Raw genomic sequence first — 16,352 nt, 5'->3', positions numbered from 1 at the left:
GCTACTTATCAAGTTTTTCTCTATGATGCAACCATAATTAATTGCGATTAAGCACTCTTGGTTAATGAGACAAATGAAGCATCAGTTTAAATTTAATCCATTAGCGACTGCGATTTTTACCCTTTTATGTGGTAGCTCAATTTCCAGTTATGCTGATTCTCTGGATGAGCCATCAGCGCTTGATAATCAACAACTAAAACAAAGTTTGAATGACACCTATCCGGGTCAGGCTTTTTTTGAACAGTATTATGTTGATAAATCAACCCCTGAAGCCCAGCAACGTCATGGTCAAGCCTTAACTGCTGCTTACTGTCAAGGTGCATGGGTTACCCCGATTGCACCTGATACAAATGTCTCTGATGCCGCCAATGCCACCTCAACCTTAACCGCAGACTATGGGCACTATAATCCCAATGGCGATTCAGTGCTTGAAGGCAATGTGGTGATTAGCCAACCGGGGCGTGAAATCCGTGCCGACAAAGTCACTCTTGATCAAACCCAGACCTTTGCCAATGCCGAAGGTCGAGTGCAATTGGCGCAAGGCGGTCTGTTATCACAAAGTGATCAAATTAATTACAACTTAAAAACCCAGCAAGGCGATTTAAATAACAGCTATTATATTGCTGAGCAACAACATGCTTACGGCTATGCTGAAAAAATTGCCAAGACTTCTAATGATGTGGTGGTATTAAATAACGCCACTTATAGCACCTGTCCACCACAACAAAAACCAACTTGGAAAATTCAAGCCGACGAGATTGAGCTCAATCAAGCCACCGGTCGCGGTGAAACACGTGGCACCAAGCTGTATATTAAAGACACGCCGGTTTTAGCCGTACCTTATTTTAATTTCCCGATTGATGATCGTCGCACTACGGGTTTATTGACCCCAAGTTTTGGCTATACCAGTGACGGTGGTGCGGAAATTGCCTTGCCGATTTATCTAAATTTAGCGGCTAACTTTGATGCAACCGTGACACCCCGTTATTTGGGTAGTCGTGGTCTTATGCTCGAGGGTGAATTTCGTTATTTAACTGAAAACTTTGGTCAAGGTCAGCTGTTTGGTGGCTATTTACCCTCAGATGATGATTACAATGGCGAAGATCGTAAGCATCTAAGTTTTGATCATGATTGGCAAATCAATGATCAATTCAATACCCGTTTAGATTACAACTATGCATCGGATAAAGATGTATTTACCGATCTAGACACCAGCCCCAACTCTAAAACAGATTTAAACTTACGCCGTGTGTGGGAGCTCAATTATCGTAATGGTATTCCGGGCTTAAAAGCGCAGCTTAAAGTCGAAGATTTCCAAACCTTAGATAAAACCATTTCTGATCTTGATCGTCCTTATGCACGTTTGCCGCAATTTTTACTCAATTATACCGGCGGCAATCCACAAGGTTTGCAATACGAATATAACAATGATACGGCGTATTTTAAAAAAGACGTAGATTTACGTAACACCAATAACCCAAATGCTCTTCAGCCAAGTGGCACACGTTTGTATAACAATTTTGCAGTACGTTATAACTACCGTACACCTTGGTCATTTGTGTTACCTGAAGTCTCGTTACGTAACGTGAATACCTACTTTGACCAAGATACACGTGACGCACAAAGCCAAACCCAATCGTCAAGCAAAAATAAATCCGTGACGGTGCCACAATTTACTTTAGATACGGGCTTAACCTTTGAAAAGCAAGGTGATTTCTTGCAAACCCTTACGCCACGCTTATTTTATGCCTATGCACCTTATGAAGATCAAAACGGCTATCCGAACTTTGACTCTGTAAATGCCTCCATTAGCTATGACCAATTATTTAGCGCACGTCGTTTTTATGGCAATGACCGTTTAGAGGACAATAATTTTGCATCCTTAGGTTTAAGCTATAGCTTGTTTGATGATGTGGGTTTAGAGCGCTTAAAAGCCAGCGTTGGTCAAAGCTTCTTCTTTGAAGATCGCCGCGTGAGTTTAAATAACCAAAGTGATGAATTTGACCGTGAGGACCGTACAGGTCCTGTGATCAGTATCGCCAGTCAACTGTCTGAACATGTATTGGTCAGTGCCAATAGTGCTTGGATGTCTAACGGTGACAATGCACAACGCGATCTACAGATGTTCTATACCAATGATGCTGGTCAACTGTATAACGTCGGTTACTTCCATCGCCAAGGCTTACAAAACCGTCAAGACGATTATGATCAAGTCGTTGCATCATTTATTCAACCTATCTCTGAGCAGTGGCGTATTTTAGGTCATGCACAATATGATATTGATAACAATGTAGGACGTGAGTACTTACTTGGGATCAATTACGAATCATGCTGTTGGGGCGTATCGGTTTATGGCCGTTCGTACTATAACGATCTTGACGATGTTAATGCAGCAGAGACTAAACCTAAACGTGCCGTGATGGCAGAATTTAGCTTAAAAGGCTTAGGTGGTTTTAATAACAAACTTGTATCTTTAATGCAAAACCGTATTTTAGGTTTTGATCAAACTCAGCAATCTTGGACACAGCGTTAATGAAGACCAAACAGTTAAAAAATTTCATCAAAGCAAGTGCATTGGCTGTGCTGATGTCAACCAGCATTCCAACATTTGCTCAAAGTAACCAAATTGTGGCTGTGGTTGACAATAGTGTTATTTTAGCCAGTGATGTCATGCAAGCCATGACACAAATACAACAACAATACGCGGCTCAAAAACGTGAAGTTCCCCCGCAGCCTTACTTTGCGCAAATGGCACTTGAACAACTGATTAACCGCCAAGCACAACTTGAACAAGTTAAACGCTATAATGTACCTTTAGACGAAAATGCTCTAAATCAAGCCACTTTAAGTGTGGCGCAAAAGAGTGGCTTTAAAGATTTAAATAGTTTTCAAAGAAGCTTAGACAGCAAACAAGCCGGTAGTTACGCCAAATTACGTAGCAGCATTGCCGCTGATTTAAGTTTAGAACGTGTACGCCAGCAACAAGTGAGCTCACGTATTAAAATTAGCGATCAAGACATCGCTAACTTTTTAAAAACCCCGCAAGGTCAAGCTGCACTTGGTACACAAGCACACGTACTGCATCTTCGTGTTAGTGGTGCAAATGCACAAAGCGTCGCTGAGCAAGTCAAACTGGCCTTAAATGACTCAAATGACGTGAATGCGATTGCCAAGCGTTTTAGTCAAAATGGTGTAACTGTTCAAGGCGCAGATATGGGCATGCGTGCCTTAGCGGATATTCCTGCTGAACTTGCGGCACGTATTACCCCACTTGCCAATGGTCAAAGCTCTGAGCTGATTCCATCAAGTGATGGTATTCATGTTATGAAATTGCTTGAGCGTAAATCGACTGAACAAAAAGTTGTCGTACCCCAATACCAAACCCGCCATATTTTAATTAAAACCTCAGAAGTCGTGAATGCTGATGCAGCGAAACAAATCATCGACAATCTGTACCAGCGTTTACAACAAGGTGAAGACTTTGCCACATTGGCAGCTACCTTTTCTAACGACCCCGGTTCTGCACGTGATGGTGGCAGCTTAGGTTGGGTGAATCTTGGCATGATGGTGCCTGAATTTGAAGCGCAAATGAAAAGCACAGCTGTAGGTCAATTTACTCAACCCTTTGAAAGTCAATTTGGTTGGCACATTTTACAAGTGACCGATACCCGTCAGCACGATATGACACAAGAATATCAACAGCGTATTGCACGTCAAATGTTAGCAGAGCGTCAATTTGATGCAGAGCTTGACAATTGGTTACGTGAAGTACGTAACAATGCCTATGTGGAAATTAAAGACCCACGCTTAGACAGTAAAAATAACGCTTCGTTATAAACCAAAGCCAGTGCATGCACTGGCTTTTTTATACTTAAATATAAAGCATAAAAAAAGCCTCGCGATCGCGAGGCTTTTAAATGTATCAATTAACGATTGTTGTCGTCTTCTTGTACATCATCAAATTTTGCATCGTTGTCAAAACCTTGACCAAAGCCACCCGCAGGTTGACCGCCAAAACCACCTTGACCACCAAAGCCACCTGCAGGTTGACCGCCAAAGCCGCTTTGACCACCGAAGCCGCCTTGACCACCGAAGCCACCTTGACCACCGAAGCCACCTTGACCACCGAAGCCGCCTTGACCACCGAAGCCACCCGCTGCTTGACCACCGAAGCCACCCGCTGTTTGACCACCAGCAGGCGCGCCAGCAGGACGTGGATTACGTGCAGGAACTACTGTAGAAATCGCATGTTTGTAAACCATTTGGCTCACTGTATTTTTTAATAAAACAACGTATTGGTCAAAAGATTCGATGTGACCTTGTAATTTAATGCCGTTTACCAGGAAGATAGACACAGGAATACGTTCTTTACGGAGAGAATTCAAGAACGGATCTTGTAAAGTTTGACCTTTAGACATGTTATAACTCCAAAAAATAAATTAAAAATCAGCGCAAAAAAGCTATCTTCATTTTTCAATTAAAAATTATAAAAAAGATAGCTGTTAAATTTTGCTTTATCTGTAACGGTTTCGCAAGTCTTCTTGCGCCTGCTTTATAGTTAAATATGTTTGAAATTGATGCGCTTCTTGCAAAGAACGTAACCATGTATATTGACGTTTGGCCAGTTGTCGTGTTGCAAATAAAGCTTTATCTTGCATTTCTTGAATACTTTGTGCTGTTTGCTCACCTTTTTGTAGAAAATCTAACACTTGACGGTAGCCTACACAGCGCATAGATGGAATTTCCGGGCTTAAATCGTATTTTTCCATAAGTGAAACTACCTCATTTAAAAATCCGATATCCCACATGATCTCTAAACGCTTTTCGATTCTTTGATGTAATTCAGCACGCTCTGGCATTAAGGCAAAGTTGTGAAAGTTGTAACGATAAGGCTGATTTTTAGGCTGTTCTGCTTGTAATTGGCTAATCGGCTTGCCAGTTAATTGATAAACTTCGAGCGCACGAATGATGCGTTGTTTATCACTGGGTTTAAATTTTTCAGCAGCTTTGGGGTCAACCGCACACAACTGTGCATAAACTTCATCCCAACCTTGTGTTTGGGCTTGTCGTTCAATTTCACGGCGCACATCATAGTCCGCATTGGGCAAATTATCGGCTAGACCTTCTAACAATGCCTTAAAATACAGCATGGTGCCACCGACTAAAATCGGGGTTTTACCACGGGCATGAATATCATCAATTAAACGCGTCGCATCACTAACAAATTCAGCCGCTGAATACACTTCAAGTGGACTAATAATATCAATTAAATGATGCGGATATTGCGCCTGCTCGGCTTTAGTGGGCTTGGCTGTACCAATGTCCATATCTTGATAAACCAAAGCTGAATCGACTGAAATCAACTCAAAACCACCTTGTTCATACAGTTGACATGCCAAAGCGGTTTTGCCGCTTGCAGTAGGTCCCATTAAATTGATGACCGGCAATTGTGTTGACATGAAAACTACTCTCCTCGAGCAAAAAGTTTATCGAGCTGAGCCAATGGAAAGGCGCGCCATGTAGGACGACCATGGTTACATTGACTGGCAAATTCGGTGCGTTCCATCTGACGCAACAATGCGTTCATTTCAGATAGACTCAGCATACGGTGCGCCCGTACCGCACCATGACAGGCCATGCCTGCTAAAATTTGATCACGCTTTTGTAATAAGCCTGCGGCTTCATCGTTTGGATCTAAGTCATTGAGCAATTGTGGCACTAAGGCTGTAAAATCAGCTTTTTGTAAAATAGCCGGCACCCCACGCACAATCACTTGATCTTCACCATATTGGTCAATATCTAAACCTAAACGTGACAACTGAGTTTTGAGTTCATTGACACGTAGCGCTTGCATGCGACTAATACTAACCACTTTAGGAATCAGTAATTGTTGTGACATCCAAAATTCAGGTTGATCCCATGCAGTTTTCATCTGTTGCAAGACAATACGTTCATGTGCGGCATGCATATCGACAATAATTAAGCCTTCATGGTTTTGCGCCAAAATATAAATGCCATGCAATTGCGCAATTGCCGTACCCAATGGATACTCATCTACTGCATCAGTAGACTCAAAGCCTGTATCTACGCTTGAAGATGTAAGCTCTTGCCCAGACATCTGCTCGGCTGTATCACGTAAGGGTGCTAAATAGCTCTGTATGGCATTATTAACTTGGGCTGAGGGCTGATACTGACTACGAGTAGAATAGCTCACAGTGCGCCCCACATCAGCGCTGTTAGGTATCACAGGTTCAGCTGTTGCCCTATGCAGTGGCAATTGTTCTTGTTGGGTGGGCATGGGGGCTGTAACAACAGTTGGTGCTTTCATGGCTTGGGCTAAATCAGCACTTGCGGTCTGAAATTGCGCTAAAGTCGATTTGGCATGATGACGTACAAATTCATGCACTTCACGTTGATTTAAAAAACGAATTTCATTTTTGGTTGGATGCACATTGACATCCACCTCTTGTGGATCAATCTCTAAAAATAACAAGTAACCCGCATACTGATGACCATGTAAAATGCCTTCATAGGCCATTTTTAAGGCATGCGCCATGGTTTTATCTTTAACAATGCGCCCATTGACATACACATATTGTAAATCGGCTTGGGCACGAGCATCGGAGGGATGACCCAACCACCCCGATAAACGTAAATGCTGCCCTTGGGCATCTATCCAATAGGCATTTTGACTAAATTGTTTACCTAATAATTGCTGTACACGTTGAGTACGTAACTCTCCACTGTCGGCAATGGCAAGATTTAAACGAATTTGATCGTTGTGTTCTAGCACAAAACGGATATCAAAATGAATTAAAGCAAGGCGACGCACCACCTCTTCAATATGGGAAAATTCGGTGCCGGGCTTTTTTAAAAATTTACGTCGTGCCGGTACATTAAAAAATAAATCTTGTACCCGAATATGCGTGCCTTTTTGTGCAGCCACCGCTTGTACCTGCTGTACATCAAAAGCAGTCCCATTGACCTCTACCCGATAGCCAATGCCGTCATCATCTTGGCTACTGGTGAGGCTTAAACGCGAGATGGCCGCAATAGAGGCTAAAGCTTCACCACGAAAACCTAAACTGGCAATCGCATGTAATTCATCGGCATGATAAATTTTACTGGTGGCGTGGCGCATCACCGCTAAACTTAAATCATCACGATGAATACCACGTCCATTGTCTATGATTTCAATCAGTGTTGTGCCGCCTTGCGCCACCCGAATAGTGATCTCGGTCGCGCCTGCATCTATGGCATTTTCGAGCAACTCTTTGACCACCGAAGCCGGACGTTCAATGACTTCACCTGCCGCAATTTGGTTGGCAAGTGCTGCATCTAGAGTTTGAATACGGCGCACACTGACTGCATTATTCATGACTAAAATGGCTCTTTAACGCATCATCTAACTGAGCATTGTTACTGCTTAAGGTGGCAATACGGCTTAACTCATCTTCAGATTTTTCAATATTGATGATTAATTCAGGTGCAGGAATTTCATCGCCACCTTTAGAGGGCCATTCAAATAAGCATAAGGCATTGGGTGTATCTAAATAGTCACGAATTCCCATCAATTCAAGCTCATAAGGATCATTTAAACGATACAAGTCAAAATGAAAAATATCTTGCCCTTGAATCTGATACGGTTCAACCAGAGTATAAGTGGGGCTTTTGACTGCACCTTGATGCCCTAAGCTTTGTAAAAAATAGCGACTTAATGTGGTTTTACCCGCACCTAAATCGCCAATTAAATATACAATACCCTGCTTGAAATTTGCCGCCAACACTTGGGCTAAGGCTTGGGTATCATTTTCATTCTTCAATTGAACTTGGAAGGAATACTGCATAATACTCACGACAGGATGGCAAAGATCGAATATCATAACATTGCCCTGTTGCAATGCCCATGTTCAGCAGTGGAATTGTCTATTTTTTAGCAAGGCTCGGCATGATTGATTCTGCATTTACCCCACCCATGATCAATGGCGTAAGCGCCAGTAAAGTATTTTTACCGCAGGTTTGCCCCATGCCTTGCAGCATTTATGCCTATTTAACGCAAAATTTTGCACATATTGCAGCAACTGAGTGGCAACAACGTTTTGAAGCAGGGTTGGTGTATAACCATGTGGGACAAAAGCTGACCATGACAAGTGCTTATACGCCCAATCAGCATGTTTTTTATTATCGTTTTTTAGCACATGAAATTGCAGTGCCGTTTGAGCATCGTATTTTGTTTGAAAATGAACACTTATTGGTGGTCGATAAACCACATTTTTTAACCATCAGCCCCACTGGCCAATATGTACAACAAACTTTATTGGTGCGCTTAAAACAACAGACCCAAAATCCTGAGCTTACCCCGATTCATCGACTGGATCGTGAAACCGCAGGTATCGTGTTGTTTTCTAAACAAGTAAAAAGTCGCGCAGCCTATCAGCAAATGTTTGCCGAGCGTTTGGTTCACAAAACTTATCATGCCATTGCGCCTTATGAGCCAAGTTTAAGTTTTCCACGTACAGTTAAACTCCGCATGCAAAAAGGCGAGCCGTTTTATACCATGCAGGTGCTAGATGGCACAGCCAACAGTGAAACCTTAATTGACATTCTCGAGCATAATCAGAATTTTGCCAAGTATGTGCTACAACCGATCACAGGCAAGCAGCATCAATTGCGTGTACATTTAAACTCACTCGGGCTTGCGATTTTAAATGATCCATTTTACCCACAGGTGTGTCATAAAGCCGATAATGACTTTAGTCAACCTTTACAATTACTGGCACAACACATTGCGTTTATTGACCCCATCACGCAACAGGCCATGCAATTTAGCTCGTCTTTTCACTTAAATTTACCTCGTCATCAAAATGACATTTAGCTTTTGCATAATGCACGAAAAAAACGAAATTCATGATGCGTAAAACACAAGTTTATCAATTGAGAATCAGCAGCCAAGACAAACAACAAGCCTTTGCTGTATTTGAAGCATTAGGCATTACACCAGCTCAAGCCATCCGTCTGTTGTTTAAACATGTGATAGCAACGCAATCTTTACCTGTGGAGCTTGCACCTCTTATCACCCAGCAAGATCAAAACCAAATACGTTAAAATCACAAAATATCAACGCTAAAAGGCGCAGCGCTTTTATATGCTAAAGCGCAATCACAATAAGGAGCGATACATGATTGTTCGCCGTGCCACGCAACCAGACTTAGCTGCTTTAGCGGTGTTGTTTGATGAATATCGTCAGTTTTATGGTGCTTCTACAGCGCTTGAGCAATCCCATGCTTTTTTACAGCAGCGTTTTCACAATCAAGAAAGTGTGATCTTTATTCATTTAAAGGACGACACCATCACCGGTTTTGTAGTGCTGTATTTAGGGTTTTCCTCAGTGTCATGTGCCAGTTATTATATTTTAGATGATGTTTATGTCAGCCCAAACTATCGTCGCCAAGGCGCAGCACGACAGCTAATTGATACTGCCATGTTATTTGCCCAACACCAAGGTGCATTACGCTTAAGCCTGCACACCCAAAAAAGCAATCTGCAGTCACAGCGCTTATATGAAAGTATGGGCTTTGTAGCAGATCATGAATTTCAGACCTATCACTGTTTTTTACAGTGATTGATCTCGGGTTTTAGCCTGTGCCAGTTGAGTTTCGCTTAAATATATCCACTCACCTTCAGCTAAATCCTGCGGCAAAGCAAACTGACCAATTTGCTGACGATGCAAACGTTCAACTTTATTGCCCACCGCAGCCAACATACGTTTGACCTGATGATAAACACCTTGATGCACCGTCATTTGTACATGCTGTTGGGCTAAACGTGTGACATCTGTTGCAGCAAAAATACCCTTTTCGTTACGTAATTCAACGCCTCGGGTCAATTGTGCCACCTGTTCATCTGTCACCACATCGGCAGTATGCATTTGATACACTTTCGGCACGTGCTTTTTAGGATGGGTGAGCGCTTGTAAAAATTGACCATCGTCGGTGAGTAACAATAAACCTGTGGTGTCTTGATCTAAACGCCCCACACACTGAATACCACGACTGAGCAACACCGTATCAAATAAATCAAACACACTAAAATGGTGCGTGGCTTGATGTGAGCATTCATAACCTTCGGGTTTATTTAAGGCAATATAGACCTTTTCACGGTATTGATAGGCTTGACCATCCACCTGAAAATCAGGCTGTTTTAAGTCAAATTTATATTTTAAATCGGTGATGATCTCGTCATTGATACGCACTAAGCCATGTTTAATTAACTGCTGACAGGCTTTACGTGAACCAAAGCCTTGCGATTGCAACATTTTTTCTAACAACATGACTCAACTACTTCTAACAACAAAAGGCGTATTTTAGCCTAAAATTGTAGAAAATGTCGGTTGGGCTTACAATGCATAATCTTTGTTTTGGCCTATGTCTATGCTCTCCCATTTAGATGTCAATTTGGCTGTCTTGTTGCTGTTATTGGTGGTGGGCGTTTTGAGCCATAATAATGCAGTCACCATTGCGGCTGCAGTGTTAATTGTGTTTAAAATCACGCCATTGGCTGAGTTTTTCCCTTTATTACAACAACATGGTCTCAATATTGGGGTGATTATTTTAACCATTGGCGTACTCACCCCGATTGCCAGTGGCAAAATTCCCGGCGATGCAATCTTAAAATCTTTTTTACATTGGAAATCATTGCTGGCGATTGCTGTGGGCATGTTTGTGGCTTGGTTAGGTGCGCGTGGGGTCAGTTTAATGAGTCACCAACCCAATATTGTGGCTGGTTTATTAATCGGTACAGTGGCTGGGGTCGCCGTATTGCGCGGCGTCCCTGTGGGTCCACTGATTGCAGCAGGGATTTTATCCTTGCTGATTGGTCAATCTTAAAAACTTGTTAAATAGTAAATGCACCAAGCCTAAGGCCAGCAGCGACATCAGCATCATACTAATCCCCACACCTGACCAGCTATGCGTGGTTGCCACTAACATGGCACAAAATGGTGGAAAGACAAACTGTGAGAAAGCAGAACATTGTAGGGTCAAACCTATGGTGGCCGGAATAGCAGCCGGCTGTGGCGCAACATACATGGCACAAGAAAACACACTGGCAGGAATCAAACCACCGACCAAAGAGAACAGCACCACACACATATATTGCATGGCAAAATTCAGCTCAGCTTGTAAGGTATAGAAACTGACCGCACACAAGGTAATGACCAAAAATCCAACTCGAATCAGTGTCACCGCTGGATAACCACGTTGTAACAAACGTCCACACAAGGCAGTACCTACAGCATTACTAATAGCAACTACAGCCGTTAAACTACCCGCCACAGTCAAAGAAATCTGATTTTCAGAATAGATCGTGGGTAAAAATCCGACCAAACACAACCATTGACCCGCGTATAAGGCAAAAACCAATGCCAATAGCCAAGCAGGACGATGCATCAAGGTGAGCTTTAAAATTTGCCCCACTTGCTGTTTGGTATTTGAGGTGGTCTGTGGCACATAGAGATAAATAATTGCTGCCAAGACAAAACTTGCCATGCCATAACCTACCCAAATGCCTTGCCAAGTGGTGTAGTGCAATAACCACGGCGTAAGGAGTAAAGCAATCCCCATACCGCCGCCCATATAAGCACTCCATACACCTAAAGCCTTTTGCAATTGATCACTGTGTACCAACTCACGTAAATAGGCAGCACCAGTTAAGGTCACCAATAAAAAGCCCAAGCCTTCACCAGCACGTAACAGCAATAACATATTTAAGCTGCTAAACATTGCACCACAGCTACTGGCTACTCCTAAAATCACTAAACCCAAGAGCATACAACGTTTAAGACCAATACGTTGGCTATAACTGCCCAACAGCAAAGCCGATAACATGCCTGCCCCTTGCACCAAGGACAATAAAATACCGGCCTGTACCAAGCTTAAACCTAAGCTTTGTGTCAGTACTGGCACACTGGCTGGCAATTTCCCCACATGTACTGCCGCCATAAATCCGGCAACAATAATCCATAGCTCACGGCGCATGATGCTTCCTTATCTTTTGCACACTCACATATTGCAATGCTTAGGTTAAAAAAATAGCTGTTGTAGCGCGCTGCCTTACACACCACAATGCGGCTTAGGTCGTAGTTTTAATGATAATAAGACTGTCGCTTTTGTGAAAATTTGGCCAATTGTTTTAAAAACCCATCAAAATAGCCTTTGTCTTTATCTTCAGTCCGAAAACCTGCATATAAAGTACGTCGTAAGCCTTCTTGCGCCACACAATCTAAACGCCGTGAGGTTACCCAACCTTTTTGCTCATATTCATTGACCACCCAATCTGGCAGGGCTGCTACACCACGACCACTGGCCACCAACTGGATTAACATTTGGGTTAAATCAGTGGTGCGGATACTTTTAGGTTGAATATTGGCAGGAATAAACAGCTTGGCCATAATATCAAGGCGATGTTTATCCACAGGATAGGTAATTAAAGTTTCTTCAGCCAAAGCCTGTACGTTAATGGATTCAGCGCGGACTAACGGATGCGTTTGCGACAGAACCAGACGTGATTCATATTCAAAAATGGCAAAATACTCAATGCCTTTTAACGCAATTGGGTCGGCTGTAATAAGTAAGTCAAATTCAGCATTTTGCAGCAGCTCATGCGGATTGGCTTCAAAGCCTGAAGCAAAATCTAAATCAACATCAGGATATTGCTGACGATACTGATTTAACAGTGGCATCAACCAATCAAAACAGCTATGACACTCTGAGGAAAAAATAATGCGTCCGGTTTGCCCATGCACAATACGGGTAATGTCGGTATGCGCGATTTGTAATTGCGGGATAATATCATCGGCCAATTTAAGCAGTCGTTGCCCGACATGCGAAAAACTCACCGGACGGCTACGACGATTGACCACTTCAACCCCATACCAATGATCAAGCTCTTTGAGTTGATGCGAAATTGCCGATGGGGTCAAACACAGATCACTTGCTGCTGCCACCAAGGAACCATGTTCACGCAGTGCAAGTAAGGTTTTTAAATGCCGAATTTCTAACATAAAGCCTAGGCGTTAAAGATGAATAGCTTTCAATTTAGCATAAAAATTATGATTGCCATTCATCCAAGGCTTTAAAACCAACTCAAAATGGTTTGAATCACCACCGCATTCATAATATCGACAAAAAATGCTCCCGACAGCGGAATAATTAAAAAGGCTTTATGTGAAGGACCATAGGTATTGGTCACAGCTTGAATATTGGCAATCGCTGTTGGAGTGGCGCCTAAACCCACACCACATTGACCTGCACACAGCACTGCCGCATCATAATTTTTACCCATCACTTTAAATGTCACAAAGTATAAATAAAATGCCAATACCAAAGCTTGTGTGGCTAAAATCAATACTAAAGGACCTGCTAAATCCGCAAGCATCCACAATTGCAAACCCATCAGTGCCATAGCTAAAAACATAGACAATGAAGCGTTACCAAAAACATCAATACAACGATCAAACAGTTCGATTTTAAAAATATGTTCAAGACTATTACGCAGCACCACACCTGTGGCTAAAGCCCAAACAAAGGTCGGGAGTTCAAACCATTGTCCACTGGCAACGGTGGCCATCCAATTGGCAAAATAAATACATGCAGCAAACATACCTAAGGTCAACACAGCATCTTCGGCAGTAATGAGACGGGTTTTTTCAGGATATTCAAACGGGGCGACTTCTGCAGCAGGTGGTGCAGGCTCTAGGCTTTTTTCAAGCGGTTGCTCAGGTGCCAGTTGATAACGCTGAATTAAAAATTTTGCCACAGGGCCGCCCATGACTCCACCAATAATCAAGCCAAAGGTGGCACTGGCCATGCCTAAAACAATCGCACCTTGTAAACCGTATTGCTGTTCAAACACCCCACCCCAAGCGCCTGCCGTACCATGCCCACCAATCAGGGTAATGGAACCTGTCATTAAGCCAATCAATGGCTCTAACCCCAGTAGCGTGGCTAACCCCATGCCCACTGCATTTTGCAATAGTAGGTACATAAAAATACACACTAAAAACAGCAATAAGGTTTTTCCACCTTCTTTGAGTTTGGCAACACTGGCACTTAAACCCACCGAGGTAAAAAACATCAGCATAAAAGCGCTTTGAATATCGGCATTAAAACTTAAACGCACATCAAAAAATTGAAACAATAACAATGTCACACAGGCTGCAACTAGACCACCTGCCACAGGTTCAGGTAAGTTGTAACGCTTTAAAAAAGCAATGCGGTTCACCAAGCGCTGTCCCACAAACAGTACAATCACCGCAATGAAAATCGTTCCAAAAGCATTTATTTCGAGATCCATTTTATATCCAAGTTCTTATTTTGTATTGCTATAGTAAAGCGCAATCCAATCAAGACCCGTTTTAAAATGTAAATCTTGGCGTATAGCCTATTTCGGTCACTGCTTATTCGATTTAAAGCACTGTGCTACTTAATAAATAAAAGTGCCAAACGCACTTGGTCATAGCCCATACGTGGCGTAGTGGCCTCAACAATTGGGCGCAATTTAATTTGACCGTCTTCATTAAAATGTTCAGGGTTTTGGCGCTTAACTAAACGCTTATAAATTTTACGCACATGCTCCACTACATCTTCACCGGGATGCGCTTCTGAAATATCTAAGCCATCTTTTTGTAACTTGGCCAAATGGTTAATAATGGTGGCAGGCGTTAAACCTCGCTCGGTGGCAATATCTTGCACATGATAGCCTTCTTCAAACAGCACACGGGTTTCTTCGACCGTTTGCACACCAATATTGGCTTTGCTTATGGTTTTAGCAATTTTCTTTTGATTACGCTGAATTTCTGCTTCATTTAAAGTGCCACCGCAGTGACGAATAAAAGCTTTATGTTGCAAGCTTAAATCTACATCTAAGAATTTATCTTCTGCTTCATTAGAGAGTTCTTGAAAACGACGATCAGCTTTGAGTGCCAAGGAGTCTAATTCTAAAGCTTGTAAATTAAAGCCGAGTAAACGTAAACCACTTAAACTTTTTAAACGTGACAATGCCACATAGCCTTGCCCTTTTTCAAAGGTATGGCTTAAGTTAATTTCTGCTGCGGCCAAGGTCATACCTTGGGATTTATGAATGGTGATGGCCCATGCCAAGCGCAACGGAATTTGCTGAAAACTGGCAATGGTTTTACCTGCATCATTATCCACCGACCATGCTTCTGGCTCGACCAATAAAGTCGTGCCATCAGTGAGTTGTACTTTAGGTAATACTCCATATTCATCATCTTCTTCAAAACCCACCACTTCGCCTAAGCTGCCGTTGATATAGCCCACATCAAAGTTATTTTTAACAAACATGACTTTGGCATGTTTTTTTAACACTAAACTTTCCGGTGCACGCACCGACGATTTTAAAGTTTCCACCAACTTAGCATTACCATCACATTTGGCATCAAACTGTTTACCATCGGTGGCAATGGCATGTAAGTGTTGGTAGTTAATTTGATCGACATCGGCATTATGGGTATAAAGTCGAGTAAATGTGTCACCAATGTCTTGTTCACGGGTGTGTTCGAGCGCTTGAATATGTTGCTGGCTAATACTTTGGCTACGAATGGCATTTAAGATATCATTTAAAATGTCGTTGCCTTGGCGGTGTTGCTCGGTTAAATAACAGACCCGAAATTTTGCTTCCACCCAAGCCTCTGACATAAAACAAAATTTATCACGATTACGCTCTTCAGGTTTGCCCACAGGTGGCAACTGAAAAAAGTCACCTGCAACAATCACTTGAATGCCGCCAAATGCCTCATCACTTTCTTTAAAATATTTGAGGACTTGATTGACTAAATTCAGCTGCTTGGCATGCAGCATTGAAATTTCATCAATAATCAAGACTTGGGCATTTTCTAAATGCTCTTTTAAGTACTTACGCTCTTTCATGTTTTTTAAATCATGATCACTTAAGACATCTTTAATGCCAATACCAGCCCAGGTATGAATGGTCATACCGTTCATGTGTGTAGCTGCAATGCCTGTAGAAGCAGTAATCGCCACCGGCACTTTGCGGGCTTTTAAATATTGAATGTACTGATTTAAGGTATAGGTTTTGCCAGCGCCTGCCGAACCGGTTAAAAAGACGTTTTCACCTGCTTTTAAAAGCTTGAGCGCAGTTTCTTGTTTCATAAGCCTATACCATCAAAGAACGCCTGTAGCCTAGCATTTTTTGATGCAGATTTCAGCTTTCATGGTCAAAAGCTGTCGTGGTTACATATTAGACCTCTTGCGAAAGTGGTTATTGCAAGTTTATTCGGTTTACCAGTGCAGCAATTAAGTTAATGCGTAAAC

The 16,352-nt window shown here is 42.4% G+C and carries 15 protein-coding genes; 6 read left to right on the top strand and 9 right to left on the bottom strand.

Features of this window, described 5'->3' with window-relative positions:
* Positions 1-73 precede the first annotated feature (73 nt).
* Both lptD and Q0Z55_RS09585 read left to right on the top strand, forming a co-directional pair.
* Positions 74-2,533 carry an LPS assembly protein LptD gene (lptD, locus tag Q0Z55_RS09590; RefSeq protein WP_297427631.1) on the top strand — a complete coding sequence of 820 codons (2,460 nt, stop codon included), beginning with the start codon at positions 74-76 and terminating at the stop codon, positions 2,531-2,533.
* Complete coding sequence (locus tag Q0Z55_RS09585; protein ID WP_297427627.1) at positions 2,533-3,837, top strand: peptidylprolyl isomerase; 1,305 nt, start codon at positions 2,533-2,535, stop codon at positions 3,835-3,837. The genes lptD and Q0Z55_RS09585 overlap by 1 nt, the downstream gene beginning before the upstream one ends.
* A gap of 89 nt (positions 3,838-3,926) precedes the next feature.
* Here Q0Z55_RS09585 and hfq read toward each other — a convergent pair whose 3' ends face one another.
* The 4 genes from hfq to tsaE all read right to left on the bottom strand — a co-directional run bounded on the left by hfq (position 3,927) and on the right by tsaE (position 7,847).
* Positions 3,927-4,418 carry an RNA chaperone Hfq gene (gene hfq, locus Q0Z55_RS09580; RefSeq protein ID WP_297427624.1) on the bottom strand — a complete coding sequence of 164 codons (492 nt, stop codon included), beginning with the start codon at positions 4,416-4,418 and terminating at the stop codon, positions 3,927-3,929.
* Positions 4,419-4,514: 96 nt separating this feature from the next.
* Positions 4,515-5,459, bottom strand: coding sequence for a tRNA (adenosine(37)-N6)-dimethylallyltransferase MiaA (gene miaA, locus Q0Z55_RS09575; RefSeq protein WP_297427621.1), 945 nt, complete (start codon positions 5,457-5,459; stop codon positions 4,515-4,517).
* 5 nt (positions 5,460-5,464) lie between these two features.
* The gene (mutL, locus tag Q0Z55_RS09570; protein WP_297427619.1) at positions 5,465-7,378 is read right to left on the bottom strand and encodes a DNA mismatch repair endonuclease MutL; all 1,914 of its coding nucleotides are present in this window, start codon (positions 7,376-7,378) and stop codon (positions 5,465-5,467) included.
* Complete coding sequence (gene tsaE, locus Q0Z55_RS09565) at positions 7,371-7,847, bottom strand: tRNA (adenosine(37)-N6)-threonylcarbamoyltransferase complex ATPase subunit type 1 TsaE (protein ID WP_297427711.1); 477 nt, start codon at positions 7,845-7,847, stop codon at positions 7,371-7,373. The genes mutL and tsaE overlap by 8 nt, the downstream gene beginning before the upstream one ends.
* 101 nt (positions 7,848-7,948) lie before the next feature.
* Here tsaE and Q0Z55_RS09560 point away from each other — a divergent pair, with 101 nt between their 5' ends.
* The 3 genes from Q0Z55_RS09560 (at position 7,949) to Q0Z55_RS09550 (ending at position 9,622) form a co-directional block, all read left to right on the top strand.
* Positions 7,949-8,875 carry an RluA family pseudouridine synthase gene (locus tag Q0Z55_RS09560; protein WP_297427616.1) on the top strand — a complete coding sequence of 309 codons (927 nt, stop codon included), beginning with the start codon at positions 7,949-7,951 and terminating at the stop codon, positions 8,873-8,875.
* 35 nt (positions 8,876-8,910) lie between these two features.
* Positions 8,911-9,105 carry a type II toxin-antitoxin system RelB/DinJ family antitoxin gene (locus Q0Z55_RS09555; protein WP_297427708.1) on the top strand — a complete coding sequence of 65 codons (195 nt, stop codon included), beginning with the start codon at positions 8,911-8,913 and terminating at the stop codon, positions 9,103-9,105.
* A 73-nt stretch (positions 9,106-9,178) separates the two neighbouring features.
* On the top strand, positions 9,179-9,622 hold the full coding sequence (locus Q0Z55_RS09550; RefSeq protein WP_297427613.1) for a GNAT family N-acetyltransferase: 444 nt from the start codon (positions 9,179-9,181) through the stop codon (positions 9,620-9,622).
* On the opposite strand, the gene Q0Z55_RS09545 is transcribed toward Q0Z55_RS09550, so the two are convergent.
* Positions 9,614-10,330, bottom strand: a complete 717-nt coding sequence (locus Q0Z55_RS09545) for a 16S rRNA pseudouridine(516) synthase (RefSeq protein ID WP_297427610.1) — start codon at positions 10,328-10,330, stop codon at positions 9,614-9,616. The two genes, Q0Z55_RS09550 and Q0Z55_RS09545, sit on opposite strands and share 9 nt — an antisense overlap.
* Before the next feature lie 100 nt (positions 10,331-10,430).
* Here Q0Z55_RS09545 and Q0Z55_RS09540 point away from each other — a divergent pair, with 100 nt between their 5' ends.
* Positions 10,431-10,886 carry a DUF441 domain-containing protein gene (locus tag Q0Z55_RS09540; RefSeq protein WP_297427705.1) on the top strand — a complete coding sequence of 152 codons (456 nt, stop codon included), beginning with the start codon at positions 10,431-10,433 and terminating at the stop codon, positions 10,884-10,886.
* Here Q0Z55_RS09540 and Q0Z55_RS09535 read toward each other — a convergent pair.
* From Q0Z55_RS09535 to Q0Z55_RS09520, 4 genes are all read right to left on the bottom strand, one after another.
* Entirely contained in the window at positions 10,860-12,035 is a 1,176-nt protein-coding gene (locus Q0Z55_RS09535; protein WP_297427607.1) for an MFS transporter, read from the bottom strand. The two genes, Q0Z55_RS09540 and Q0Z55_RS09535, sit on opposite strands and share 27 nt — an antisense overlap.
* Positions 12,036-12,142: 107 nt before the next feature.
* Positions 12,143-13,060: a LysR family transcriptional regulator gene (locus tag Q0Z55_RS09530; protein ID WP_297427604.1), complete on the bottom strand. Its 918-nt coding sequence runs from the start codon at positions 13,058-13,060 to the stop codon at positions 12,143-12,145.
* Positions 13,061-13,131: 71 nt separating this feature from the next.
* Entirely contained in the window at positions 13,132-14,352 is a 1,221-nt protein-coding gene (gltS, locus tag Q0Z55_RS09525; RefSeq protein ID WP_297427601.1) for a sodium/glutamate symporter, read from the bottom strand.
* Positions 14,353-14,477: 125 nt separating this feature from the next.
* On the bottom strand, positions 14,478-16,190 hold the full coding sequence (locus Q0Z55_RS09520; protein ID WP_297427598.1) for an AAA family ATPase: 1,713 nt from the start codon (positions 16,188-16,190) through the stop codon (positions 14,478-14,480).
* Positions 16,191-16,352 lie beyond the last annotated feature (162 nt).

The organism is uncultured Acinetobacter sp. (assembly GCF_947626835.1).
In the GTDB taxonomy this organism is placed as follows: domain Bacteria; phylum Pseudomonadota; class Gammaproteobacteria; order Pseudomonadales; family Moraxellaceae; genus Acinetobacter.
Note: the sequence above shows the minus strand (reverse complement) of the source record. Positions and strands in the feature narration are given on the sequence as shown.